Origin of the sequence: Pseudomonas sp. P20 (genome assembly GCF_016463925.1) — a bacterium.
Lineage (GTDB): Bacteria > Pseudomonadota > Gammaproteobacteria > Pseudomonadales > Pseudomonadaceae > Pseudomonas > Pseudomonas aeruginosa.
In genome coordinates, this window is record NZ_JAEMVM010000002.1 from 58,481 (window position 1) to 81,505 (window position 23,025).

Annotated in this window: 23 protein-coding genes and 1 tRNA gene; 10 read left to right on the forward strand and 14 right to left on the reverse strand. The window is 65.1% G+C overall.

All coding sequences use genetic code 11. The features are described 5' to 3' along the window. Positions 1-11: 11 nt before the first annotated feature. Entirely contained in the window at positions 12-893 is an 882-nt protein-coding gene (locus JHD77_RS01240; protein WP_003113960.1) for a DUF6685 family protein, read from the reverse strand. A 152-nt stretch (positions 894-1,045) separates the two neighbouring features. Between JHD77_RS01240 and JHD77_RS01245 the strand changes: the two genes are divergently transcribed. Continuing rightward, on the forward strand, positions 1,046-1,267 hold the full coding sequence (locus JHD77_RS01245; protein WP_003103227.1) for a DUF2835 domain-containing protein: 222 nt from the start codon (positions 1,046-1,048) through the stop codon (positions 1,265-1,267). Between the two features lie 56 nt (positions 1,268-1,323). Then, entirely contained in the window at positions 1,324-2,352 is a 1,029-nt protein-coding gene (locus JHD77_RS01250; RefSeq protein ID WP_031756483.1) for a quinone-dependent dihydroorotate dehydrogenase, read from the forward strand. 87 nt (positions 2,353-2,439) lie between these two features. On the opposite strand, the gene rmf is transcribed toward JHD77_RS01250, so the two are convergent. Beyond that, complete coding sequence (gene rmf, locus JHD77_RS01255; RefSeq protein ID WP_003103238.1) at positions 2,440-2,652, reverse strand: ribosome modulation factor; 213 nt, start codon at positions 2,650-2,652, stop codon at positions 2,440-2,442. A gap of 460 nt (positions 2,653-3,112) precedes the next feature. Here rmf and rlmKL point away from each other — a divergent pair, with 460 nt between their 5' ends. Next, positions 3,113-5,290: a bifunctional 23S rRNA (guanine(2069)-N(7))-methyltransferase RlmK/23S rRNA (guanine(2445)-N(2))-methyltransferase RlmL gene (gene rlmKL, locus JHD77_RS01260; protein WP_003103239.1), complete on the forward strand. Its 2,178-nt coding sequence runs from the start codon at positions 3,113-3,115 to the stop codon at positions 5,288-5,290. A gap of 69 nt (positions 5,291-5,359) precedes the next feature. Here the strand turns inward: rlmKL and dacB are convergent, their stop codons facing one another. Then, a complete protein-coding gene (gene dacB / locus JHD77_RS01265) occupies positions 5,360-6,790 on the reverse strand; it encodes a D-alanyl-D-alanine carboxypeptidase/D-alanyl-D-alanine endopeptidase (protein WP_003160657.1) in 1,431 nt (476 codons plus the stop codon). A 310-nt stretch (positions 6,791-7,100) separates the two neighbouring features. Between dacB and JHD77_RS01270 the strand changes: the two genes are divergently transcribed. The 3 genes from JHD77_RS01270 to JHD77_RS01280 all read left to right on the forward strand — a co-directional run bounded on the left by JHD77_RS01270 (position 7,101) and on the right by JHD77_RS01280 (position 10,733). Then, positions 7,101-7,445, forward strand: a complete 345-nt coding sequence (locus tag JHD77_RS01270) for a YggL family protein (RefSeq protein WP_003091271.1) — start codon at positions 7,101-7,103, stop codon at positions 7,443-7,445. 425 nt (positions 7,446-7,870) lie between these two features. After that, the gene (locus JHD77_RS01275) at positions 7,871-8,494 is read left to right on the forward strand and encodes a response regulator transcription factor (protein WP_003091268.1); all 624 of its coding nucleotides are present in this window, start codon (positions 7,871-7,873) and stop codon (positions 8,492-8,494) included. A 13-nt stretch (positions 8,495-8,507) separates the two neighbouring features. Further along, positions 8,508-10,733, forward strand: coding sequence for an ATP-binding protein (locus tag JHD77_RS01280; RefSeq protein ID WP_031756485.1), 2,226 nt, complete (start codon positions 8,508-8,510; stop codon positions 10,731-10,733). A gap of 10 nt (positions 10,734-10,743) precedes the next feature. Here the strand turns inward: JHD77_RS01280 and JHD77_RS01285 are convergent, their stop codons facing one another. From JHD77_RS01285 to JHD77_RS01300, 4 genes are all read right to left on the reverse strand, one after another. Next, positions 10,744-12,075, reverse strand: coding sequence for a deoxyguanosinetriphosphate triphosphohydrolase (locus JHD77_RS01285; protein WP_003091265.1), 1,332 nt, complete (start codon positions 12,073-12,075; stop codon positions 10,744-10,746). A gap of 116 nt (positions 12,076-12,191) precedes the next feature. Then, positions 12,192-12,515, reverse strand: a complete 324-nt coding sequence (locus JHD77_RS01290) for a hypothetical protein (RefSeq protein WP_003103249.1) — start codon at positions 12,513-12,515, stop codon at positions 12,192-12,194. A 13-nt stretch (positions 12,516-12,528) separates the two neighbouring features. Then, a complete protein-coding gene (locus JHD77_RS01295; RefSeq protein ID WP_003091263.1) occupies positions 12,529-12,909 on the reverse strand; it encodes a phage holin family protein in 381 nt (126 codons plus the stop codon). Positions 12,910-12,912: 3 nt separating this feature from the next. Next, a complete protein-coding gene (locus tag JHD77_RS01300; protein WP_003091262.1) occupies positions 12,913-13,242 on the reverse strand; it encodes a DUF883 family protein in 330 nt (109 codons plus the stop codon). A gap of 469 nt (positions 13,243-13,711) precedes the next feature. Here JHD77_RS01300 and JHD77_RS01305 point away from each other — a divergent pair, with 469 nt between their 5' ends. Beyond that, complete coding sequence (locus tag JHD77_RS01305) at positions 13,712-14,920, forward strand: ammonium transporter (RefSeq protein WP_003091258.1); 1,209 nt, start codon at positions 13,712-13,714, stop codon at positions 14,918-14,920. A 184-nt stretch (positions 14,921-15,104) separates the two neighbouring features. On the opposite strand, the gene opdQ is transcribed toward JHD77_RS01305, so the two are convergent. The 4 genes from opdQ to JHD77_RS01325 form a co-directional block, all read right to left on the reverse strand. Continuing rightward, positions 15,105-16,370 (reverse strand): porin OpdQ, encoded by a 1,266-nt coding sequence (gene opdQ / locus JHD77_RS01310; RefSeq protein WP_003091257.1) that lies wholly within the window; start codon positions 16,368-16,370, stop codon positions 15,105-15,107. Between the two features lie 168 nt (positions 16,371-16,538). After that, positions 16,539-17,405 (reverse strand): MBL fold metallo-hydrolase, encoded by an 867-nt coding sequence (locus tag JHD77_RS01315; RefSeq protein ID WP_003109616.1) that lies wholly within the window; start codon positions 17,403-17,405, stop codon positions 16,539-16,541. After that, positions 17,405-18,337 carry a pyridoxamine 5'-phosphate oxidase family protein gene (locus tag JHD77_RS01320; RefSeq protein WP_031756487.1) on the reverse strand — a complete coding sequence of 311 codons (933 nt, stop codon included), beginning with the start codon at positions 18,335-18,337 and terminating at the stop codon, positions 17,405-17,407. Before JHD77_RS01320 ends, JHD77_RS01315 begins: the two co-directional genes overlap by 1 nt. A gap of 16 nt (positions 18,338-18,353) precedes the next feature. Beyond that, complete coding sequence (locus tag JHD77_RS01325) at positions 18,354-18,950, reverse strand: glutathione S-transferase family protein (protein WP_003116471.1); 597 nt, start codon at positions 18,948-18,950, stop codon at positions 18,354-18,356. Positions 18,951-19,115: 165 nt separating this feature from the next. Here JHD77_RS01325 and JHD77_RS01330 point away from each other — a divergent pair, with 165 nt between their 5' ends. The 3 genes from JHD77_RS01330 to JHD77_RS01340 all read left to right on the forward strand — a co-directional run bounded on the left by JHD77_RS01330 (position 19,116) and on the right by JHD77_RS01340 (position 21,729). Next, positions 19,116-19,673, forward strand: coding sequence for a TetR/AcrR family transcriptional regulator (locus JHD77_RS01330; protein ID WP_003103255.1), 558 nt, complete (start codon positions 19,116-19,118; stop codon positions 19,671-19,673). Positions 19,674-19,718: 45 nt separating this feature from the next. After that, on the forward strand, positions 19,719-19,958 hold the full coding sequence (locus JHD77_RS01335; protein WP_003113967.1) for a glutaredoxin family protein: 240 nt from the start codon (positions 19,719-19,721) through the stop codon (positions 19,956-19,958). A 367-nt stretch (positions 19,959-20,325) separates the two neighbouring features. After that, positions 20,326-21,729 carry a cytochrome C Snr1 gene (locus JHD77_RS01340; protein ID WP_003103259.1) on the forward strand — a complete coding sequence of 468 codons (1,404 nt, stop codon included), beginning with the start codon at positions 20,326-20,328 and terminating at the stop codon, positions 21,727-21,729. Positions 21,730-21,786: 57 nt separating this feature from the next. Here the strand turns inward: JHD77_RS01340 and JHD77_RS01345 are convergent. The 3 genes from JHD77_RS01345 to mobA all read right to left on the reverse strand — a co-directional run bounded on the left by JHD77_RS01345 (position 21,787) and on the right by mobA (position 22,966). Next, positions 21,787-21,863 (reverse strand) — tRNA-Pro (locus JHD77_RS01345). A 153-nt stretch (positions 21,864-22,016) separates the two neighbouring features. Continuing rightward, positions 22,017-22,238, reverse strand: a complete 222-nt coding sequence (locus JHD77_RS01350) for a YgdI/YgdR family lipoprotein (RefSeq protein ID WP_003091247.1) — start codon at positions 22,236-22,238, stop codon at positions 22,017-22,019. A gap of 131 nt (positions 22,239-22,369) precedes the next feature. After that, on the reverse strand, positions 22,370-22,966 hold the full coding sequence (gene mobA, locus JHD77_RS01355; protein WP_003109495.1) for a molybdenum cofactor guanylyltransferase MobA: 597 nt from the start codon (positions 22,964-22,966) through the stop codon (positions 22,370-22,372). Positions 22,967-23,025: the final 59 nt, after the last annotated feature.

Consider the following 23,025-nt stretch of genomic DNA (forward strand, 5'->3'; position numbering starts at 1 on the left):
TGGCCGGTTGCCTACAGTTGCTTCAGATACTTCACCACGTCTGCCGCGCCAGCCGCCCGCAGACCTTCGCCGAGGGCATCGGCGCGTTCGTCGTTGCGGGGCAGCAACAGGCACTCCGGGGTTTCCGGAGTGAACAGGGCGAGTCGCGCATAGGGCAGGCCGGTATCCAGCAGCAGGCTCATGAAGGTCGGCTCGGACCAGGCCTCGGTCGGAATCCGCAGCATGTGGTAGCGCTGTTCCAGTTCGTCCAGCGCGCCGGGCTCCAGTTCGTAGCGTTCCAGATGTGCCGGCAGCTTCAGTTCCAGTTCGCGGCGGCGGGCGTAGACGATCGCCGCGGCGAAGGCGCAGGCCTGGCGTTCGCCCGCCCAGAACAGGCGCTCGCCGTGCCAGGCGGCCTGGCGCAGGCGGATGCTGTCGCCGTTGGTGAAACGCGGCAGGGCCAGGCTCAGGGCCTTGACGAAATCCTTGTAGCTGATGATCCGTACGCCCCGGCAGACCTCGGCCGTGGCCAGGTCTTCCAGGCGTGGGCAAGGTGCCTGGACGAGGATCTCGCGGCTGCATACGCCTTCGATGGTCTTCAGGTCGACCGACTCCAGGGTGGAGTGGCTGACCCGCACCAGGCGCTTGAGGACCGCGTGGGCTTCCGCCTTGTCTTCCTGGACCGGGCCGGACAGCGCGCCGCGCGGCAGGTCGACCAGGGTGTGCAGGGGCGGTCCGGCCTGCCACCAGACGCTCGGCTCCGGCCGTCGCAATGGCTGGAACGGCAGCTCGAGGGCGGCCGCCCGTTCGCGCAGCTCCCGGCCATCGCTTCGCGCGGCACCCAGGCGCAGGCGGTTGGCGAGTGCGGAAAGGCGACCGGTGAAGGTGCTGTTGCTACGCGAGTTGGAACTCATGATCGACGGAGGGCTCCTCGGGCTCGGCGACCGACGCGGAAAGGGGTGGGAGGGGACGGCGACGGTCCGTCCATTGAAGCACAGGTTCGGGCGTGACATTCAACCGCGTGGTTTGTGGCAAGCTGTCGTGGTTCATTCAAGCGGGGGGCTCCATGCCCAGTCTCATCATGGATATCGCCCTGTCCGGCGAACGCCTGCAGGCCATCTACGGCGGCAGGGCCAATCGGGTCCTGCTGCGCAGCCGCGACGGTCGCCGGGTGAATCTGCCGGCCCATCACCTGCGTCCGTTCATCGGCCACGATGGCGTGCATGGCACGTTCCGCCTCGATTTCAGCGAGGATGGCCGCCTGCTGGCGCTGCAACGCCTCGCCTGAGCGGGCGCTCGACGGCTATAATCGGCACCCTTCATTCTGCCGACCGATACCTGACCATGTACACCCTGGCCCGCCAGCTGCTGTTCAAACTGTCCCCGGAAACCTCCCACGAACTGTCCATCGACCTGATCGGGGCCGGCGGCCGCCTGGGCCTGAACCGCCTGCTGACGCCCAAGCCGGCCAGTCTGCCGGTCTCTGTGCTGGGCCTGGAGTTTCCCAACCCGGTGGGGCTGGCCGCGGGCCTGGACAAGAACGGCGACGCCATCGACGGGTTCGGCCAGCTCGGTTTCGGCTTCATCGAGATCGGCACCGTCACTCCGCGACCGCAGCCGGGCAATCCCAGGCCGCGCCTGTTCCGCCTGCCGCAAGCCAACGCGATCATCAATCGCATGGGTTTCAACAACCACGGCGTCGACCACCTGCTGGCACGGGTGCGCGCGGCGAAGTATCGCGGCGTGCTGGGGATCAACATCGGCAAGAACTTCGATACCCCGGTGGAGCGCGCGGTCGACGACTACCTGATCTGCCTGGACAAGGTCTACGCCGACGCCAGCTACGTCACCGTCAACGTCAGCTCGCCGAACACGCCCGGCCTGCGCAGCCTGCAGTTCGGCGATTCGCTCAAGCAACTGCTGGATGCACTGCGCCAGCGCCAGGAAGCGCTGGCGCTGCGGCATGGCCGGCGGGTACCGCTGGCGATCAAGATCGCCCCGGACATGACCGACGAAGAGACCGCGCTGGTCGCCGCGGCGCTGGTCGAGGCGGGGATGGACGCGGTGATCGCGACCAATACCACTCTCGGCCGCGAAGGCGTGGAAGGCCTGCCGCATGGCGACGAGGCGGGTGGCCTGTCCGGCGCGCCGGTGCGGGAAAAGAGCACGCACACGGTGAAGGTGCTGGCCGGCGAACTGGGCGGACGGCTGCCGATCATCGCCGCCGGCGGTATCACCGAGGGCGCGCACGCGGCGGAGAAGATCGCCGCCGGGGCGAGCCTGGTGCAGATCTATTCGGGTTTCATCTACAAGGGACCGGCGTTGATCCGCGAAGCGGTGGATGCCATCGCCGCTTTGCCGCGGCGGAATTGAAAAGGGCTCCTTGCGGAGCCCTTGGGCTTGCGCCCGCCGCCCGGATGGGGCGTGCCTTGGGGAAATCGGTGCTATCCGTGTTGTCGCTTACACGTGCTGGAGTTGATTGAGACGTTGTAAGCCGGCCGTGCCAGTGAGGCCGTCCCAGTTGTCGCCACGGCCCTCGCGCCAGCCGTTGAGCCAGGACTGCCGCGTCGTAGGATGGGTGAACGGACAAAGATCACGAGATTTACCGGTTATGCCGTTCTGATAACCACGCAAGAAGGCTCTTTCCAACGGATCACGCTTAAGTCTTCTCATAGGGTGTTGCCCTCACTTGTTGACTGTTATGTCCCGTTGGCCCCCAGGGGAGGCCTGGCGAAGCTTTCGCCGAAAGGGGTCGTTGCCGGCGTGACGACCCTCGCCCGACACCGTTGCGGTGGCGGATTAACTGGAGTTCTAACCAAAGCGTTCAGGCGTGTGAATGACCGATTTGTCATAAAGACTTAACGCTTTCGTCGATAGGGCCATATGTTGCAGGCTCATGACGCCTGGTTTCCGGCGCTAACGCCGCAGGGTCGCGGGGTTGCGCCTTATAACGATTTGTACCCCCACCAATTGAGATTTCCTCGCATTCCGACGAAGGGTCGCCCAGACTGCGACTCGGGGTCGCAGCGAGCAACGCCGGGAGCGTTCCGGCAATCGAACCACGGCACCTGGTGCCAAAGAAGTGCCCATGAGGGTGCTTCCACTGACAAGGGCTACGGCCCGGGAAGGCGATATGGCTGATGTTTACGAATTGTTTCTGACCTGCCCGAAAGGCCTGGAAAGCCTGCTCCTCGAAGAGGCGCAGGGGCTCGGCCTGGACGAGGCGCGCGCCCAGGTGTCGGCGGTGCGCGGACAGGGCAGCCTGGAGGTGGCCTATCGCCTCTGCCTGTGGTCGCGCCTGGCCAACCGGGTCTTGCTGGTGCTGGCGCGATTCCCGGTGGAGAACGCCGAGTCCATGTACATGGCGGTCCACGCGGTGAACTGGGAAGACCACCTGGACGCCGGCGGCACGCTGGCGGTGGAGTTCAGCGGCAAGGGCTCGGGCATCGACAACACTCATTTCGGGGCGCTGAAGGTCAAGGATGCGATCGTCGACAACCTGCGCGAGCGCTCCGGCCGACGCCCGTCGGTGGACAAGGTCAATCCGGACGTGCGCGTCCACCTGCACCTTGACCGCGGCCAGGCGACCCTCTCCCTGGACCTCTCCGGGCATAGCCTGCACCAGCGCGGCTATCGTCTGCAGCAGGGCGCCGCGCCGCTGAAGGAGAACCTGGCGGCGGCGGTGTTGATCCGTGCCGGCTGGCCGAAGATCGCCGCCGAGGGCGGTGCCCTGGCCGACCCGATGTGCGGCGTCGGCACCTTCCTGGTCGAGGCCGCGCTGATGGCTGCCGATATCGCGCCGAACCTCAGGCGCGAGCGCTGGGGCTTCAGCAATTGGCTGGGTCACGTGCCGGCGCTGTGGCGCAAGCTCCACGAGGAAGCCCAGCAGCGCGCGGCGACCGGCCTGGCCAGGCCGCCGTTGTGGATTCGCGGCTACGAGGCCGACCCGCGCCTGATCCAGCCGGCGCGCAACAATATCGAGCGTGCCGGAGTGGCCGACTGGGTGAAGATCTACCAGGGCGAACTGGCGACTTTCGAGCCGCGCCCGGACAAGGGCCAGACCGGCCTGGTGATCTGCAACCCGCCCTATGGCGAGCGTCTCGGCGACGAAGCCAGCCTGCTGTATCTCTACCAGAACCTCGGCGAGCGCCTGCGCCAGAGCTGCATCGGCTGGAGCGCCGGGGTGTTTACCGGGGCGCCGGAACTGGGCAAGCGCATGGGCATCCGCAGCCATAAGCAATACGCGTTCTGGAACGGCGCGCTGGCCTGCAAGCTGCTGATGATCCAGGTCGAGCCGCGCCAGTTCGTCACCGGCGAGCGTGGCGAACGCAACGACGAAGGCCTGGCGCGGGCGCCGAGCGAGCCGGCACGGCTGAGCGAGGGCGGGCAGATGTTCGCCAATCGCCTGCAGAAGAACCTCCGGCAACTGGGCAAATGGGCGCGCCGCGACAAGATCGAGTGCTATCGCCTGTATGACGCCGACATGCCGGAGTATGCCCTGGCGGTGGATATCTACGGCGATTGGGTTCACGTCCAGGAGTACGCCGCGCCCAAGTCGATCGATCCGGCAAAAGCCCAGGCGCGCCTGTTCGACGCCCTGGCGGCGATTCCGCAGACCCTGGGCGTTGCCCAGGAGCGAGTGGTGGTCAAGCGCCGCGAGCGCCAGGCCGGCAAGAAGCAGTACGAACGGCAGAGCAGCGAGGGCAAGTTCCTCGAGGTGGGTGAGGGCGATGTGCGCCTGCTGGTGAACCTGACCGATTACCTGGATACCGGGCTGTTCCTCGATCACCGGCCGATGCGCCTGCGCATCCAGAAGGAGGCGGCCGGCAAGCGCTTCCTCAACCTGTTCTGCTATACCGCCACGGCCACCGTGCATGCGGCCAGGGGCGGCGCGCGCAGCACCACCAGCGTCGACCTGTCGAAGACCTACCTGGACTGGGCGCGCCGCAACCTGTCGCTCAACGGCTTTTCCGACAAGCAGCGCCTGGTGCACGGCGACGTGATGGAGTGGTTGCGGGAAGACGATGGCCAGTACGAACTGATCTTCATCGACCCGCCGACCTTCTCCAATTCCAAGCGCATGGAAGGCGTGTTCGACGTGCAGCGCGACCACGTCGAACTGCTCGACCTGGCCATGGCGCGGCTGGCGCCGGGCGGGGTGCTGTATTTCTCCAACAACTTCCGCAAGTTCGAACTGGACGAGAGCGTGCAGGCCCGCTATGCGGTCGAAGAGATCACTGGCGAAACCCTCGATCCGGATTTCGCGCGTAATCCGAAGATCCATCGGGCCTGGAGAATCACCGTTCGCTGAGGCGAGCGGCATTCATGCAAAAGGCCGCCGGCGGGCAACCGCTGGCGGCCTTTTTTTTCGTACTGCGCCTTATTTCCGCGCGTGCAGGCTCAGCAGTACCTGGTCGAGGATCGCCGAAGCGCCCCACGGCCGCGGGCTGTTGAGGATCGCCACCACCACCCAGTTGTGGCCGCTGGCGTCGCGGCTGAAGCCGGCGAGGGCGCGCACGGTGTTGAGGGTGCCGGTCTTCACGTGCGCCTCGCCGACCAGTGCGGTGCGCCGCAGGCGTTTGCGCATGGTGCCGTCGAGGCCGGCCAGCGGCAGCGAGGAGATGTACTCCGGTGCATAGGGGCTGTGCCAGGCGGCTTGCAGCATCGCCGCCATCTCACGGGCGCTGACCCGTTCCTGGCGCGACAGTCCCGAGCCGTTCTCCATCACCAGGCGCGGCGCGGTGATGCCCTTGCGCGCCAGCCACTGCCGCACCACCCGCTGCGCGGCCTGGGCGTCGTCGCCGTCGGCGCTGTTGCGGAACTGCGCGCCGATGGAGAGGAACAACTGTCGGGCCATGGTGTTGTTACTGTATTTGTTGATGTCGCGGATGATCTCGACCAGGTCTGGCGAGAAGGCCTTGGCGATCAGCGTGGCGTTGCGCGGTACGCTGCCCTGGCGGTCCTTGCCGAGGATGCTGCCGCCCAGTTCTTGCCAGATGCCGCGCACCGCGCCGGCGGTGTAGCCGGGGTGGTCGAGCAGCGACATGTAGGTCTGCGCGCTACAGCCCTGGGGAATCTGTCCGGTGGCCAGCAGGGTGGTGCCGTCGAACTGGGTCACCGGGCTGAAGCGCAGCTTCGGCCAGGCTGGGCAGGTGGCCGGCGCGGTCATCTTCACCTGGTTGTCGATGCGTACGTTGGCCAGCGGCGGGTCCATCTGCACGTTGACCTTGTTGCCGTCGGTGCGCACCACCATGCGCACGCTCTTCAGGTTGACCAGCAGCGAGTCCGGACCGACCAGGAACGGCTTGGTGTCGTCGCCGCCGTCGTCGTTGAATACCGGCAACTGCGGGATGTTGAAGTAGCTGCGGTCGAGTACCAGGTCACCGGTGACCTTGGTCACGCCATTGGCGCGCAGGTCGCGCATCAGCAGCCAGAGCTTCTCCATGTTCAGTTTCGGATCGCCGCCGCCCTTGAGGTAGAGGTTGCCGTTGAGCACTCCGTTCTTGAGCTGGCCGTCGGTGTAGAACTCGGTCTTCCACTGGTAGGTCGGGCCGAGCATTTCCAGGGCGGCATAGGTGGTGAACAGCTTCATGGTAGAGGCCGGGTTCACCGATACGTCGGCGTTGTAGTAGGTGGGGTTGCCCGGGCCGTCGAGCGGAATCAGCACCAGCGACAGATCGTTGCCGGTCAGCTTGTTGGTCTGCAGGGCTTTCTGCACGTTGGCCGGCAGGGTGGCGTTGACCTGGGCGAGGGTGGGAAGGGCGAAAGGCAGGAGCGTGGCGAAGGCAAGAGTACGCAGCGACTTGAACATTAATGAAGAACCCTTGAAGACGGAGGGTAGAAAATGAAATGAAGATGAAAAACGAAGCGAACCTGAAAAAAGAGACGGACATCACGCGAAGAGGCCGTCTTGCTCATTATGCCGCAAGGCGGATAACGATGCGCTGGAGTTTCGCGGAGTTCGCCGTCATATCGCCGAATGGTCGGAACTGGTAGAGTGCGCCGGCAATCCGGCCGCGCCGCGCGGAGCTTGCCGGGGTTCGCCCGCGGCTCCAGCGGCGTCGGCTACTGTCTGTAATGCGAGGCTCCGCCAATGGAGCGTCAATCCAGGAGATGCCGCCATGGCTACTAATCGTTCCCGCCGCCTGCGCAAGAAATTGTGCGTCGATGAATTCCAGGAGCTGGGTTTCGAATTGAACTTCCACTACAAGGAAGGCGTGGATGCCGATGCGGTGAACGCTTTCATGTTGCGCTTCATCGATCAGGCGATCGAAGCCAACGAACTGACCTATGGCGGCTGCGACGAATTCGGTTTCGTCTGCCTGGCGCGCCGTGGCTCGGTCAATGAAGAGCAGCGGGCCCTGATCGAGGCCTGGTTGAAGCAGCAACCGGAACTGGCCAGCGTCGAGGTCGGCGCGTTGGTCGACGCCTGGTACCCGGAACAGCCTGTCCTGCCGAAGCTCTAAGCGATAGCGCCGCCATCCCGCCCGAGGATGGCGGTCGCGTCTTCCCTCCCTTTCAATCCTGCTCCGGCGCTATCTGGCCCGGCGCCCGTCGTGCTTCCCTTTGCCCTGCCAAGGCATGTCGGCGGCTTGTGGCCGTACATGCGGATAGCAATACTCCGAAACCCCTGACGAACTATTCAACTCGCTCTGGCAGATAACGAGCCGGGAAGGCGCGTATATATGCGGGTGTTTTTCATGCAGATAACCAGGCCAATTGCTTGGCAATATACGAGGTTTTGAATTCGCCGTAAGAAATAAATTAAGTTTCCGTGAGAATATTCCTTAAAGTATATGAGTTGCCATCGAGTATCTCGACAATATGGCTCCCGTCTATATCTTGCTCAGGAGAATTTTTTCTGAATTTTTATTGGCAAGGAAATCAGACAATGAGCCGTATCCTGATAGTCGACGATCATCCCGTGATTCGCATGGCCATGAAGATGTTGCTGGAAGCCGAAGGGCACCAGATCGTCGGCGATACCGATAATGGCGTGGATGCCATCAGCCTCGGGCGGGAGCTGAAGCCGGACCTGGTCATCCTCGATATCGGCATTCCCAGGCTGGACGGCCTCGAGGTCATCAGCCGCCTGATGGTGCTGGCGTTGCCCCTGAAGATCCTCGTCCTGACCGGCCAGAGCGCCTCGCTCTTCGCCCTGCGCAGCATGCAGGCGGGCGCCGCCGGGTTCGTCTGCAAGCAGGGCGGACTGGCCGAACTGGTGACGGCGGTGAATGCGGTCGCCTCGGGATACAGTTACTTTCCCAGCTCGGCCATGCGTCCTGTGCAACAGGGCGCCTATTCCGACGATGTGGAATTGCTCGGACGCCTGTCCGATCGCGAAGTATCGGTATTGCAATACCTCAGCCAGGGTTATTCGAACAAGCAGATATCCGAGCAGATGTTTATCAGCAACAAGACCGTCAGCACTTACAAGGCGCGCTTGTTGTTGAAGTTGAACGCCGGCTCGCTGGTGGATCTCATCGAGTTCGCCAAACGCAATACGCTTATCTAAGGGCCGGAACCGAATGAAGTTCCAGAAACGCAGTGCGTGCATGCTCGGCCTGCTTCTCATATTCGCCTGCATGGCGGGATATGCCGTTCCGGCGAGGGCGACGGCTGGCGAATATTCTTCCATGCTCCGGATTCCCGCTCCGGATCGTCCGGGGGACGCCGATGTGGTCGACGAAGCGCCGCTACGCCAGGCTGCCGACGGGCTGAGCTCGCCATCCCCTTCCAGCCTGGTGCTCGGCCTGCTGGTGGCCTGCCTGGTCTGCGTCGGATGCCTGGGCTGGAATACCGTCCTGCAGCTCAGGCTCAGGCGTTGGCAACGTACCGAAGCCGACCTGAGCGGCCGCCTGGCATTGAAGCAGGCGCTGGTCGACGGGATTCCCTACCCGGTGAGCATCCGCACGCTCGACGGTCGCCTGCTGGCCTGCAACCGCAATTACCTGGAAAGCCTGCGGATGACCCGAGAGCAGGCCCGCGGCACCCTGTTGACCGATTCCGACTGGGTCGAGGGCAGCAAGGCACGGCTCATGCACCAGCAGTGCCTGGCGGTGGCTCGGGGAGGAACGGCGAGCTTCACCGACATGGCGGTGCGCATCGGCGGGCAATTGCTGGAGATCCACCATTGGGTCACGCCCTACAGGGATCGCCAGGGCCGGATGCTCGGCCTGATGAACGGCTGGATCGACATCACCGAACGGGAGCGCCTGGCCCGCCAGTTGCGCGAGGCGATGCGCCAGGCGGACGAGGCGAATCGGGCGAAGAGCGTCTTCCTGGCGACCATGAGCCACGAGATCCGTACGCCGATGAATGCGGTCATCGGCATCCTCGAACTGGTCCTGCAGCGCCTGGCGCCGGAGCAGCGCGAACGCGCCTCGCTGGAGGTCGCCTACGAGGCAGCGGGGTCGCTGCAACTGCTCATCGGCGACATCCTCGACGTCGCCAAGATCGAGTCCGGTCACCTGACCCTCACGCCCGAGCGGGTTCGCCTGCGCCATGTCGTGGAGTCGGTGCGCCGCATGTTCGAAGGCCTGGCCCGGCAGAAAGGCCTCAGGCTCGTTGTGGAGCTGGACGATGCCCCGGGACGGGACGTGCTGATCGATCCCCTGCGCTTCAAGCAGGTGCTCTCCAACCTGGTGAGCAATGCGATCAAGTTCACCGAGCGGGGACAGGTGACGATCCGTCTCCAGGAAAGGAGCCTGGACGAGGGGAGGGTGATCGTCCGGGTGGACGTGGAGGATTCCGGTATCGGTATCGCTCCGGCGGACCAGGCGCGCCTGTTCCAGCCTTTCATCCAGGTGGCCAAGGGACGCACGGTGCAGGGCGGGACCGGCCTTGGGCTGGCGATCTGTCGGAAGTTGGTGGACCTCATGGGCGGCGATGTCGAGATGCACAGCGAGCCGGGCAAAGGCACCCGGGTGTCGCTCGACCTGCTCTTGCGCCAGTGCGGGCCGAAAATGCCTGAATCCGGCCAGGACCCGCTGGCAGCATCCATGGAGCCGTCTCCCCGCCTGCATATCCTCATCGCCGACGACTATCCGCCCAACCGGGTACTGCTGCGCCAGCAACTGGAGTTTCTCGGCCACCGGGTGGCGGAAGCGGAGGATGGCCAGGTGGCGCTGGAGCTCTGGGCCGACGAGCGCTTCGAGGTGCTGATCAGCGACTGCAACATGCCGCGCCTGAACGGCTATCAGCTGGCACGCAGGATACGCATCCAGGAACGGTGCGAGCGACGCGCGCCGATCCTGATCCTCGGCTATACCGCCGACGCCGAGCCGGACGAGGTACAGCGCTGCCGCGACGCGGGCATGGATGATTGCCTGTTCAAGCCGCTCGGCCTGGAGACCCTGCGCAACTACCTCGCGACCTCTTTCGGACGCGACGCCGCGCAGCCCCGGGGGCTCTATGATGCAGCCGCTCTCAGCAGCCTCGGCGGCGGCCGCCCGGAACGGCTGCGCGAACTGCTGGAGACCCTGCTAGGCAGCAACCGTCAGGACCTCCAGCGCCTTGCCATCCTCCTGCGCGAGAGCGACAGGACCCGGCTCGCCGAGCATGCCCACCGCATCAAGGGCGCCGCACGGATGATCGGGGCGCGTACCCTGCTGGAGGCCTGCGAGGCCCTGGAGGACGCCTGCCGGCGAAGTGGCGACGGGGAGTGCCTGCAGACGCCTGGCGAAAGACTCCGGCTGGCCCTGGAGGCGTTGCAGGAGGAACTCCAGGAGCAGTTGGCGGGCGCTGCGGTATGAGCCCTTCCTTTCAGGAGGGGCTCGAGCGTCCGGTCATTTCCCGGGCCATTTCCGTGGCGTAGCTGTCGGTCATGCCGGCGATGAAATCGATCACCTGGAGGAAGGCGCGGTACAGCGGCCACTGCGGGTCGGGCGCGTTGCGTCCGAGCAGGTCGAGGATGCGCCGGTTCTTGAACGACGGCGTATGCCCGCCGTATTGCTCCAGCGCGGCGCCACAGAAGGCGTTGAGGAGGATCTCCAGAGTGGTGTAGGCGCCGATCTCGTGGAGGGTCTTGCGCTTGTCCTGGAAGATCTTTTCCCGCGCGATGGCCTTGGCCCGCTGCACGCAGAGCTTGGCCGGGCCATGCATGTGTTCCACCAGGTCGCCGGCAAGCTGCCCGGCGAGCAGGGCCTGCTGCTGGTCGACGAAGGCACGGGCGGCGGCATTGGTCAGGTGCTCGATGGCCTTGCCGCGGAGGATCGCCAGTTTACGCCGGCGGGAGTCCCTGGGGCCGAGTTGGCGATAGGTGTCGGGCAGGTCGTCGCCGACCAGGCCGAGCAACAGCGCCTCGACCTCGCTGTATTCGAGCAGCTCCATTTCCAGGCCGTCTTCGAGGTCGATCAGGCCGTAGCAGATGTCGTCCGCCGCTTCCATCAGGTAGACCAGCGGATGGCGAGCCCAGCGCTCGTCGTCGAGTTGCGGCATGCCGAGCTTATGGGTGATCTGCTCGAGCAGCGGCAGTTCGCTCTGGTAGCAGCCGAACTTGTGCTTCTTGTAGCCCAGCGCTTCGGCGTGGCGCGAGGTCCAGGGGTACTTCAGGTAGGTGCCCAGGGTGGCGTAGGTCAACCGCGTGCCGCCGTCGAACTGGTGGTATTCCAGTTGGGTGAGGACCCGGAAGCCCTGGGCGTTGCCTTCGAAGTGGAGAAAGTCGGAACGCTCGGCGTCGCTCATCTCGTCCAGCCAGCCACGTCCGGCGGCTTGCTGGAACCAGTTGCGGATCGCGTCTTCGCCGGAGTGCCCGAACGGTGGGTTGCCGATGTCGTGGGCCAGGCAGGCCGACTGGACGATGACCCCGAGGTCGCTGGGGTCGCACCACTCGGGTAGTTCCTCGCGGAGAATCTCGCCGACCCGCATGCCCAGCGAGCGGCCGACGCAGGCGACTTCCAGGGAGTGGGTCAGGCGGGTGTGGATGTGATCGTTGCTGGAGACCGGATGGACCTGGGTCTTGCGTCCGAGGCGGCGAAACGCGCCGGAGAAGATGATCCGGTCATGGTCCTTGTGGAAGGCGCTGCGGCCCAGTTCATCGTTGCTGTGTACCGGCTTTCCGAGCCGTTCGCGGGTGAGCAGGGTCTGCCAGTCCATCGGGAATTCCAGGGATGCGCTGAGGCGATGCGGACACGCTAACGGTTTGCCTCGGCAAGCTCAATCGTCGCGTTGGGGAAACGGAGGGCGCCGACCGTTGCCGGTCGGCGCATCCTTCAACGGCCTTTCTGCTTGCGCAGGCCGAGCAACAGCGGGGCCAGGGCGACGCCCAGGCGCAGCAGACGCTGCCAGCGTCCGCCCTTGCCAAGCAGGACGCCCAGCAGTGCGGCTCCGCCGGCGCCCCAGAGCGCCGCATTGCCACCGCCGAACAGTTGCTGGCTGAGGTTGTGGCCCAGCCCCTGGGCCTGGCGGAAGGGTTGCACCAGCAGTTGGCTTTCGCGGCGCAATTGCTGGCGCTGCATTTCCAGGCGCAGGCGGATCACCGCCTTGCGCAATTCGCGACGCGACAGGCCGGTCGCGTTCACCGGTAGTTGGCTCATGCGCGTTTCCTTGTCATGGCAGCAGTCGCTCGCGGTCGTTGGCCAGTTCTTCCAGGGTGGCGCTGAACGGCGAGCTTTCGTCGTTGATCGACTGGTACAGGCGCCAGCCGCAGAACAGCGAGCCGATCACGTAAAACAGGCACAACCCGAGCGCCGCTGCGAGCCGGTTGGTGTCCCAGAACACGATCAGCACCAGCAGCGACAGGCCGACCAGCAGGAGCAGGGCGAATACCAGGGCCAGCCCGGCGAACAGCAGCAGGCGCAGGGTGTTGGCCTTCTGTTCCTGCAGCTCGATGCCGAACAGCTCGACGTGACCGTGCAACAGGCCGAGGAAGGCGGCGCCGAAGCGCCGCAGGGAGGGGCGGCCGTCCGCCGGGTCCTTTCCTTCGCTCATGGCTCAGCGCCGGCTGACCAACAGGCCAAGCAGGAAGCCGACGCCGGCGGCGATGCCGATGCTCTGCCAGGGGTGTTCGCCGACGTACACCTCGGTGGCGTCCACCGCGGCCTGGCTGCGTTCGCGGACGTTGTCCTTCAGCGAGTCCTTGGTGTCGCGCAAGGTATCGCGAGCGCGCTTGAGGCTGTCGTGGATCTTGCCGCGGATTTCTTCGGCCTGGTCGCCCGCCACGTCGGCGGTGCTTTGCAGGAGTTTCTCGGTATCGGCGACCAGTGCCTGGAATTCAGCCAACAGTTCATCCTTTGCAGCGTTTGCAGTGGTCTTGCGGGGCATGACGAGCTCCTCTGGTCATGGGGTGTGTTTTTTTCGAGCCGAGCGCGGGGCGGAAGGTTCAACCGGTGGGTAATTTCCGCGCGTTGCCGGTCGCTCCCGGCGTTCCTTTCATTAAAGACTGCCACAGCGTGCCTGTCGGCGCGGCTGCGGCGAGATGACGCCCATCCGGCTGCCTCGCAACGGGGCGCGAACTGGTATGGCGCTTGCAATTCCCTGGTGCGCACGTCGGCCGGAATGCCCCTTGCGAGGGCGCCAGGCGCTCCCGGAGGGTACTTCGGGATGAACGTCCAACCCAATGAAAATCAAGGAAAGTCCGGGAGCTTTCCATGCTGCCTCAGGCACCTTGCGAAACGTCTGCCGAAGAAAAGCGGCGGTTCGCACGACGACTACTGCTTCGTCATGGTGCGTTGAAGGGCGGGCGTGGGCGTTTCTGGTGCTTTCTCTCTACGCGCGAAGGCTGCCTCAATCCATGGATAACCTGAATAGTGCGGTGCAAGTCCTGATCCACGGCTCCAATACCCTGTTCATCCTGCTCGGAGCGGTGATGGTGCTGGCGATGCACGCCGGCTTCGCCTTCCTCGAGGTGGGCACCGTGCGCCTGAAGAACCAGGTCAACGCCCTGTCGAAGATTCTGTCCGACTTCGCCATCTCGGCGCTGGCCTATTTCTTCGTCGGCTACTGGATTGCCTACGGCGTGACTTTCTTCCATCCGGCGGCGGCGCTGACCGTGGACAGTGGCTATGCGCTGGTGAAGTTCTTCTTCCTGCTGACCTTCGCCGCGGCAATCCCGGCGATCATCTCCGGCGGCATCGCCGAGCGTGCCAGGTTCGGTCCGCAGTTGTGCGCCACGGCGCTGATCGTGGCCTTCGTGTACCCGTTTTTCGAAGGCTTGGTGTGGAACGGCAATTTCGGCTTGCAGGAATGGCTGAAGCTGGAGTTCGGCGCGCCCTTCCACGATTTCGCCGGCTCCGTGGTGGTGCATGCGCTGGGCGGCTGGCTGGCATTGGCGGCGGTGCTATTGCTGGGCAGCCGCAACGGCCGCTATCGCGACGGCAAGCTGGTGGCGATGGCGCCGTCGAGCATCCCGTTCCTGGCACTGGGGTCGTGGATCCTGATCATCGGCTGGTTCGGCTTCAACGTGATGAGCGCCCAGACCCTCGCTGGGGTCAGCGGGCTGGTGGCGGTCAACTCCTTGCTGGCGATGGTTGGCGGCACCATGGCGTCGCTGCTGATCGGCCGCAACGACCCGGGTTTCCTGCACAACGGTCCGCTGGCCGGGTTGGTGGCGGTGTGCGCCGGTTCCGACCTGATGCATCCGATCGGCGCGCTGGCTACCGGCCTGGTAGCGGGGGCCCTGTTCGTCTGGGCGTTCACCGCGACCCAGGTGCGCTGGAAGATCGACGACGTCCTCGGTGTCTGGCCGTTGCACGGTCTTTGCGGGGTCTGGGGCGGGATTGCCTGCGGCATCTTTGGCCAGCAGGCATTGGGTGGGCTCGGCGGGGTGAGCCTGGCCAGCCAGGCGCTCGGCAGCCTGCTGGGGGTGACGGTGGCTTTCGCCGGCGGCCTGTTGGTCTATGGGCTGATGAAGGCGCTGCTGGGCATCCGCTTGAGCCAGGAGGAGGAGTACTACGGCGCGGACCTGTCGATCCACAAGATCGGCGCGATCAGCCACGAATGAGGGGGCGGACTTCCTTGGTCCGGTGGGGTATCGGCGGATAACGCCCCAGGCGCTATCCGTCCTGCACGCTGCGAGCGAGGCATCCCGCCATGAAAGAGGCCACCCAAGGGTGGCCTCTTCGTTCCGCCGCGGGGCTCTGGGGAGGGGCGGATGGCCGTAGCGCGGCTATCCGCGGGGCCTGCCGTTACCAGAGCGGCAGCGTGTAGCTGACGATCAGGCGATTTTCGTCGTAGTCGTTGGTGTAGTTGGTGCGCATGGTCGCGTTGCGCCACTTCACCCCGAGGTTCTTCAACGGGCCGCTCTGGAACACGTAGGCGATGTCCATGTCGCGTTCCCATTCCTTGCCTTCGCCCGAGGTGGTCAGCAGGTCGATGTTGTCGCCCTTGACGTAGCGGGTCATGAAGGTCAGGCCGGGAATGCCGACGCCGGCGAAGTTGTAGTCGTAGCGCGCCTGCCAGGATTTCTCGTCCTTGTTGGCGAAGTCGCCGATCTGGATGAAGTTCACCAGGTAGGGGTCGGCGCCGTTGATGTAGGCGAAGCCGGTGTCGCCGCTCATCTTCTGGTAGCCGACGCCGAAGGCGTGGTAGCCGAGGCTGTAGGTGAACATGGCGTTGAGCGCCTTGTTGTCGACGTTGCTGGAACCGTCGTCGGTGGAGCGCGCCCAGCGGATGTCGGATTTCAGCGACTGCTTGTCGGCGATCGGCAGGGTGTGCACCAGGCCGAGGTAATGCTGCTTGTAGAAGTTGTCGAGCTTGCCGTAGTGGTAGCTGGTGCTGAGGTTGTCGGTCCACTTGTAGCTGCCGCCGGCGAAGTCGAACTTGTCCGAAGTCAGCCCGGAACGGACCACGATGTTGCGCTTGCCGCCACCGGTGATGGTCATGTCCTCGTTGTCCGAGGAGTCGCGCTGGTTGACCTTCTTCAGGCGCCCGGCGTCGAGGGTCAGGCCGTCGATCTCCATGGAGTTCAGCGCGCCGCCCTGGAAGGTCTGTGGCAGCAGGCGGCTGTCGTTGGGCATGATCACCGGCAGCTTGGGGGTCAGGGTGCCGATCTTCAGGGTGCTCTTCGACGCCCGCAGCTTGGCGGTGATCCCTGCCTCGCCATAGTCGTCCTGGGCGCGGCCGGTCTCGCGGTCGCGCTTGAGCAGGCCGGTGCCGCTGCGGTCGGGGCTGGAATCGAGCTTCACCCCGAGCAGGCCGATGGCGTCGACGCCGAAACCGATGGTGCCCTCGGTGTAACCGGACTCGTAGCGCAGGAGGAAGCCCTGGGCCCATTCCTCGGCCTTGGACTGGCTGGCGCCTTCCTGGCGGAAATCACGGTTGAAGTAGAAGTTGCGGAGTTCGATGCTGGCCTTGCTGTCCTTGATGAACTCGGCATGGGCCAGGGTTGGGACGGTAATGCTGGAACCCAGCGCGGCAAAAGCCACGGCACGGGCGATCGGGGTCATGCTCATTGTTATTGTCTCCTCGAGCGCTTGGGGCAGGCCGATGGCGGCGGCGTGACGCCACGTCGGCCTGTGACAGCCCGGTTACTTAAGCACTACAGGAAGACGGCCACTGTTAGACATTAGTCGAGGGTGGCCGCGAATTGGCACGAACCCTGTCTAGGACGGGCTTTCCCGCTATTCCAGCCAGTGCGGGAAGTAGCCCAGGGCGGCCTGGACCCGCGCATCGTGCGCCGGAATCACGCTCAGGCGCGGGTCGCTGCGGAGCAGCAGGCGGATCTTCGCCAGTTGCGCGAGGGTGCGCGCGGGATCGCGATCGACCAGGGCGCGGCCGGCGAAGAATTTCTGCCGTGGGCCTTCGACGCCTTCGAGTCGCCAACTGGTGTCGCCGCTGAAGAACAGCCGGCGCCCGCTGTCGAGGGTGACGAACAGACCGACCGAGCCGGGCGTATGGCCGGGCAGGGGGACCAGCACCAGGCGGCCGTCGCCAAACAGGTCGAGGCTTTCGTCGAAGCCCATGAACGGCTGCGGATCGAAGCTGTAAGGTCGCCAGCGCACGCCATGGCGGAATTGGCTGGGGAAGGCGGCCGGCGGGGTGGCGATGCGGCTGAAGGCGATCTCCTCGTAGGGTGCCCAGACCGGTACTTCGGGGAAGTCGACCAGGCCCGAGGCGTGATCCCAGTGTGCGTGGGACAGCAGGATGCGATCGACGCGAATACCGGCTGCGTCCAGTTGGTCGCGCGCCGGGACGACTTTCTGGTAAGCGAACAGCGGCGCTGCCCACCAAGGCATGTCGGCGCGGAACTGGGCGTCGATGTCGCGCCCCAGGCCAGTGTCGAAGAGCAGGGTGGCGGCGTGGTGCTCGATCAGCACCGCGGTATGGCTGAGCGGCACCCGGCGCACCCAGGAGCCGCCGTCGACGGTGAGCGCATCGAGGGTTTCCACTCCCGAGGTGCGCAACAGGGCGACTCGCATTTCCGCCGCCTGCACCGGCAGGACGAGGAGGGCGATCAACAACGAGGCAAGGCGATACAGGAAAGGCATCAAGATTCACCGGGAGGAAGAAAAGGGGATGGCTGGGGCTCGCCGAATGCCAGCGGCAGGCGGCCGCGCCGCCAGCGCCAGCCTGCGGGGCGCAACGCCAGCAGGCGCTCGGCGCCGGCGGGCCAGGGGATGGATGGCTGCGAACCCGGCCAGAACAGCTCGGCCTCGGCGTGCAGGTGCAGCAGGTCGCCATTGTCGAAATCGATGAACAGGAGGCCGCAGCGAGGATCCTGGAGCAGGTTGCCGAGGGTATTGAACAGGCGGTTGCCGGCATAGTCGGGCAACCACAGGCGGCCATCCGCGCCGAGCCGGAGAAAGCCCGGCGGCCCGCCCCGATGGGAGACGTCGACGCCGCCTCTGAGCGGGTCGGCATGCTGGCTGGCGATGAACAGCGTATCGCTGCACGAGACCAGCGACAGCCAGCGTGGATCGAGTCCTTCGCCCTGCAATGCGGGACTTGCGATCCTGGAGACGGGCTGATGGCTGCGCGCCTGGATGTACTTGGGACAGTTTCCGAAGGATTGCTCGACGCCGACCGTGAAACCCTTTCCGTCCCGCGCCAGGACCCGTCCATTCATGCGGTTGCGGCGGCGGGTCGGCCATTCCAGGCCGAGGATGCCGAGGCGGGTGCCAGCCTCGAGATTGGCCGCCAGCGGATCGTCCGCTTGCGGCAGGTTGTCGATGCGCAGGCGGGTCGGTTCCGGCGAACGGGCGAAGCCGGGGGGGCCCCAGAGCACCGAGGCGCTGGGGTAGCCGTCGGCGTCGAGGCTGCCCACCAGCAACAGCGATAGCAGGGCGAAGAACTCCCGGTGCTGGTCCGGCATGAAGGTGCGGATCGCGCGGCTGCCGAAGCCGGCGACCTGTTCGCGAACGCCGGCGCGTTCCTGGATCGCCAGTTCGCCGGTGTGGAAGGGACTCTGTTCCTGGCTCATGCTGCCTCCTGCCGAGCTACAGGCCGGGCATCGGGATGTAGCCGGGCAGCGCGCGGATGCGGGCGATCCAGGCGTTCAGCGCCGGGTAGTGGTCCAGCGCCAGGCCGCCTTCGGGGGCGAGGGCCAGGTAGGGGTAGAGGGCCACGTCGGCGATGCTCGGCTGTTCGCCCTGGGCCAGCCAGCGATGCTCGGCTAGGTGCCGGTCGACCAGGCGCAGCACTTCCAGGCCTCGCTGGTGGGTTTGCTCGCGATCCAGCGGCAGGTTGAAGCGAGTGATCAGCCGGGCGCTGGCCGGGCCGTTCTGCACCTCGTTGGCCGAATAGCTGAGCCAGTAGGCGATGCGGCCCTGGCTGACGGGGTCGAGCGGATACCACTCGGGGCCGGCATGGCGTCGTGCCAGATAGACGAGAATGGCGTGGGAGTCGCCCAGTTGCAGCTCGCCGTCTTCCAGCACCGGGATCTGTCCGCGGGGATTCATGCGGAGGAAGGCCTGGGTCTTGTGCTCGCGGTTGAGGAAATCGACCGGCCGCAGCGTCGCCTCGCGGCCGATGAGGGAGAGGAACAGGCGGACCTTGTAGGCGTTGCCGGAGAGATCCAGGTCATGGAGTTTCATCTGAGGGTTCCAGGCGGGTATTGGTGCCTGGATATTAGACAGACAGGTCTGTATATTTCAAGGCGCGCGTTCGCCTTTTTCCGTCGGTATTCGTCCGGGGAGCGACGCAGAGCGGTTCAAGGGGGCGGCAGGGTCGCGCATAATGGGCCGCTCAGGAGGCTTTCCATGACATCCCGCAAACGCGAGCAACTGCTCAGCACCGCCGTCGACCTGTTCTATCGCGAGGGTTACCACGCCACCGGCATCGACCGCATCCTGGCCGAATCCGGGGTGGCGAAGATGACGCTGTACAAGCACTTTCGCTCGAAGGACGAACTGATCATGGCCGCCCTGGAGGTGCGTCGGCAGCGCACCGCCGAACGCATGCTCGAAGCCGAGGCACGGTTGCAGCCGCGAGCGGCGATCCTGGCGGTGTTCGATGGTCTGCAGGAGTTCCTCCAGGACGAGGCGTTCCGTGGCTGTGCCTTCATCCATGCCGCCGCCGAGTTCCATGAGCGCTCGCATCCGATCCATCGCCAGGCGGCCGAGCAAAAGGCCTTCGTTGAAGCCTATTTCCAGCGCCAGCTGGAGCGCCTGGGCGCGCGTTCGGCGGCACTGCTTGCGCGGCAGTTGCAATACCTAATGGAGGGCGCCCTGGTGATGGCGCACATTCATGGGCCGGCGGATCAGGCTCGCGAGGCCCGGCAGGCGGCCGAAAGTCTGTTGCAGGTCGCTGGCATCTGAGCGCGGGTGCTACCATCGCCGCGAAACACTGCACAGGTCCTTTCGATGCCCCCGGAATGCCAACTCTTCGGAACCCTCGGTTGCCACCTCTGCGAAGTCGCGGAGGCGGTGCTGATGCCCTTCGTCGAACATGGCCTGCTGGTCGAACTGGTGGACATCGCCGACGACGAAGCCTGGGTCGAGCACTATGGCCTGCGGATCCCGGTGCTGCGCCGCTGCGACAATGGCGCCGAGCTGAACTGGCCGTTCGAGGCCGAGCAGGTCGCAGCCTTCCTCAGCTGCTGATGCCTATTCATTCGCGCTAAGCGCGGCACCGCTGGTAACCCCGCGCTCTATGCGCAAACCGGACTGCGTTCCGCTTCCTTCCCCCATGCCGCGCGGTGCCTGGCTTCGGCGATGCTGGCGAAGCGATGCATAGGCGTTTCTCAATGGTTTTCATAGCCTGAGTCTATTGGCTCGGCAGGCTGCGTTCGGCTAGGCCTAAGGGCGATGGATAAACCCTGAGTTCCCTTCAGGACTGACTGGAAACAGCCGGGAACCCGCGTGGCGCAGGACGCGTCGCAGGTCGTTCGGTCCGCTGTCGCGGACCGCCGGGGTGTGGGGGTCGGGACGACGAGGCTCGGCGTTTCCTCATAACGAAAGAGGACGCCTGATGAAAACGCCCGCCTGGACGCGCCATGCCCTCTGGGTCATGCCGCTCGCCTTGGGGCTGCAATCCGCCGTGGTCGCGGGGGATGAGCAGCCAAGCAAGACTTCCAGCTATTCGCCGGTGGTGATCAATGAGGACTTCGCCACCATCATGAAGCGCATGACGGCGAACAAACCGTCGATCGAACAGGCCCACAAGACGCTTCTCGAGCAGCGTTACGATCTCAGCGACAGGCCGGCCAAGGGCGCCAGCATGACGCGCGGCAAGCCGCTGCAGGAAGGGATCCGGGTGAAGCTGCCGGCCGGCACCAGCTGGGAGGAACTGGCCAGGCTGAGCCCCGAGGAAATCCGCAAGCAGGGGCTGTTCCCCGGTGGCTTCCTGCCGCTGCCGCACCCTAACCATGCCGAAGGCGGGATGGTCTTTCCCAAGTTCCTCATCGACGAGATCAAGCGCCAGGAAAGCCGCGATCTGACTCGTTTCGACCTCGACTACGACCTGCCGGACCACTTCCTGCCGGAATTCCCGGCACCGATGTTCCTTACCACCCGGCCTGACCTGGGCGATGTGTCCAAGGGCAAGCTGGTGACCATCGACAACTATTTCGAGTTGTTCAACGGGATTCTCAATCCCAAGCAGCTGGAAGGGCTGCGCCTGCTGCTAACGGCCTTTCCGCAGCAGCAGTTCAACCTCACCGACGATCGCCGTAGCGAGCATCCGAGCCGCGGCGTAGCCTGCTTCGACTGCCATGCGAACGGCCACACCAATGCCGCTACCCACCTGGCCGGCGATGTGCGCCCGCAGCCGTTCCGCCACCGCATCGACACGCCGACGCTGCGCGGGGTGAACATCCAGCGGTTGTTCGGCTCGCAGAGGGCGCTGAAGACCGTCGAGGACTTCACCGAGTTCGAGCAGCGCGCCGCCTACTTCGACGGTGATCCGGTAATCGCCACCAAGAAGGGGGTGAACGTGCTCGAGCGTGGCAGTCAGGTGCATTTCATGGGTGAGTTCCAGGCGCTGCTGGACTTCCCCCCGGCACCGAAGCTGGATGTGGAGGGGCGGCTCGATCCGGGCAAGGCCAGCGAGCAGGAATTGCGTGGCGAAAAGCTGTTCTACGGCAAGGCGGCCTGCGCCGGGTGCCATGCGCCGCCTTACTTCACCGACAACCTGATGCACAACCTGAAGGTGGAGCGCTTCTACGATCCGAAACTGGTCAATGGCGTGATGGCGTCCGCCGACGGGCCGATCAAGACCTTCCCGTTGCGCGGGATCAAGGATTCGCCGCCGTACCTGCACGACGACCGCCTGCTGACCCTGGAGGACACCGTGGAGTTCTTCAACCTGGTGCTGGAGCGCAAGCTGTCCGCGGAAGAGAAGGGCGACCTGGTGGCCTACCTGCGTACCCTGTGAGAAAGGCCGAATCGCAGGCAATAAAAAACCCGCCGTTGAGGCGGGTTTTTCGGGATATGGTCGGAGCGACTGGATTCGAACCAGCGACCTTCTCGTCCCGAACGAGACGCGCTACCAAGCTGCGCTACGCTCCGTTTTGTTGGGGCGCATTCTACAGAAAAAGTTTTGGTACACAAGGGGTTAGATGAATTTTTTTTCGAGCCCCGGTTTCCCCGGGCGAAAAAGCAAAGACCCCGTCGCTCGTTCGAGTCGACGGGGTCTTCAGGAAAACCTGTTACGCGACGGTATCAGAGTTCCTTGACGGTGCGGACCTGGTCCTTGTTCACGCGGGCGCGCTTGCCGTCGAGCTGTTCGAACTCGTAGAAGCCGGAATCCTCGTCATAGGAAGGGGTGTCTACGGCCTGGATTTCACGTCCGTCGTTGAGGGTGATCACGGTAGGGCTGGAACAACCCGCGAGGGCGCCGAGGCCTACGGCGAGGAGGAGGGCGGGTAGCATCCGCTTGATCATTGCGCAGTTCTCCTGTGCGGTCAGACTTTGAAGTTACGAGTTTCTGACAGACGAGTTCTAGGAAGAGTTCCCCCCTAAAAACGAGTGTTCCCCCCACCTTCGAGAAAATTCGACTCGACGTCCCTTCCGTTTTACTTCAGTTCGCGGTGATTAGCCAACAGCTCGGGGGTGTTCAGGTTGGCCAGCCGCGGATCGCCCGCGGCCAGCTCGATGGCCTCCGCGCCAAGCGGCAACAGGACGTGGCGTGGGCTACGGTCGCCCTGGCGCCAGGCGTGTTCTATCTCTTCGGCCAGGTGCGTCGGGATCAGGCTGAACAGCGGTTCCCACTGGCCGCCGCAGCGCAGCATCCAGGGGCGCGCCGGTGTGCGGCCGGCGGCCTGCAGCAGGGTTTCCAGCAAGGCGCGGTCGATGCGCGGCGCGTCGCAGGGCAGCACCAGCAGCCAGGGATGCCGGGCCACCGCCAGGCCGGCGCGGATGCCGGCGAGCGGGCCGGGGAAGTCTCGGCTGTCGTCGCTCACCAGGCGGTCGGCATAGGCCGCATAGCGTTCCTGGTTGCGGTTGCAGGAGACGATCAGGTCATCGGTGAGCGGGCGCACCAGGCGATGCAGGTGGGCGATCAGGGGCAGGCCCTGCCACTCGATCAGGCCCTTGTCGCGACCGCCCATGCGCTGGCCGCGGCCTCCCGCCAGGAGAAGGATGGAGCAGGGGGGCAGGGCGCTATCGGGCATCTGGGGTCTCCGTGTCGGGCCTGTGATATAACACCGCGATCACGTCCACAAGCAAGGGC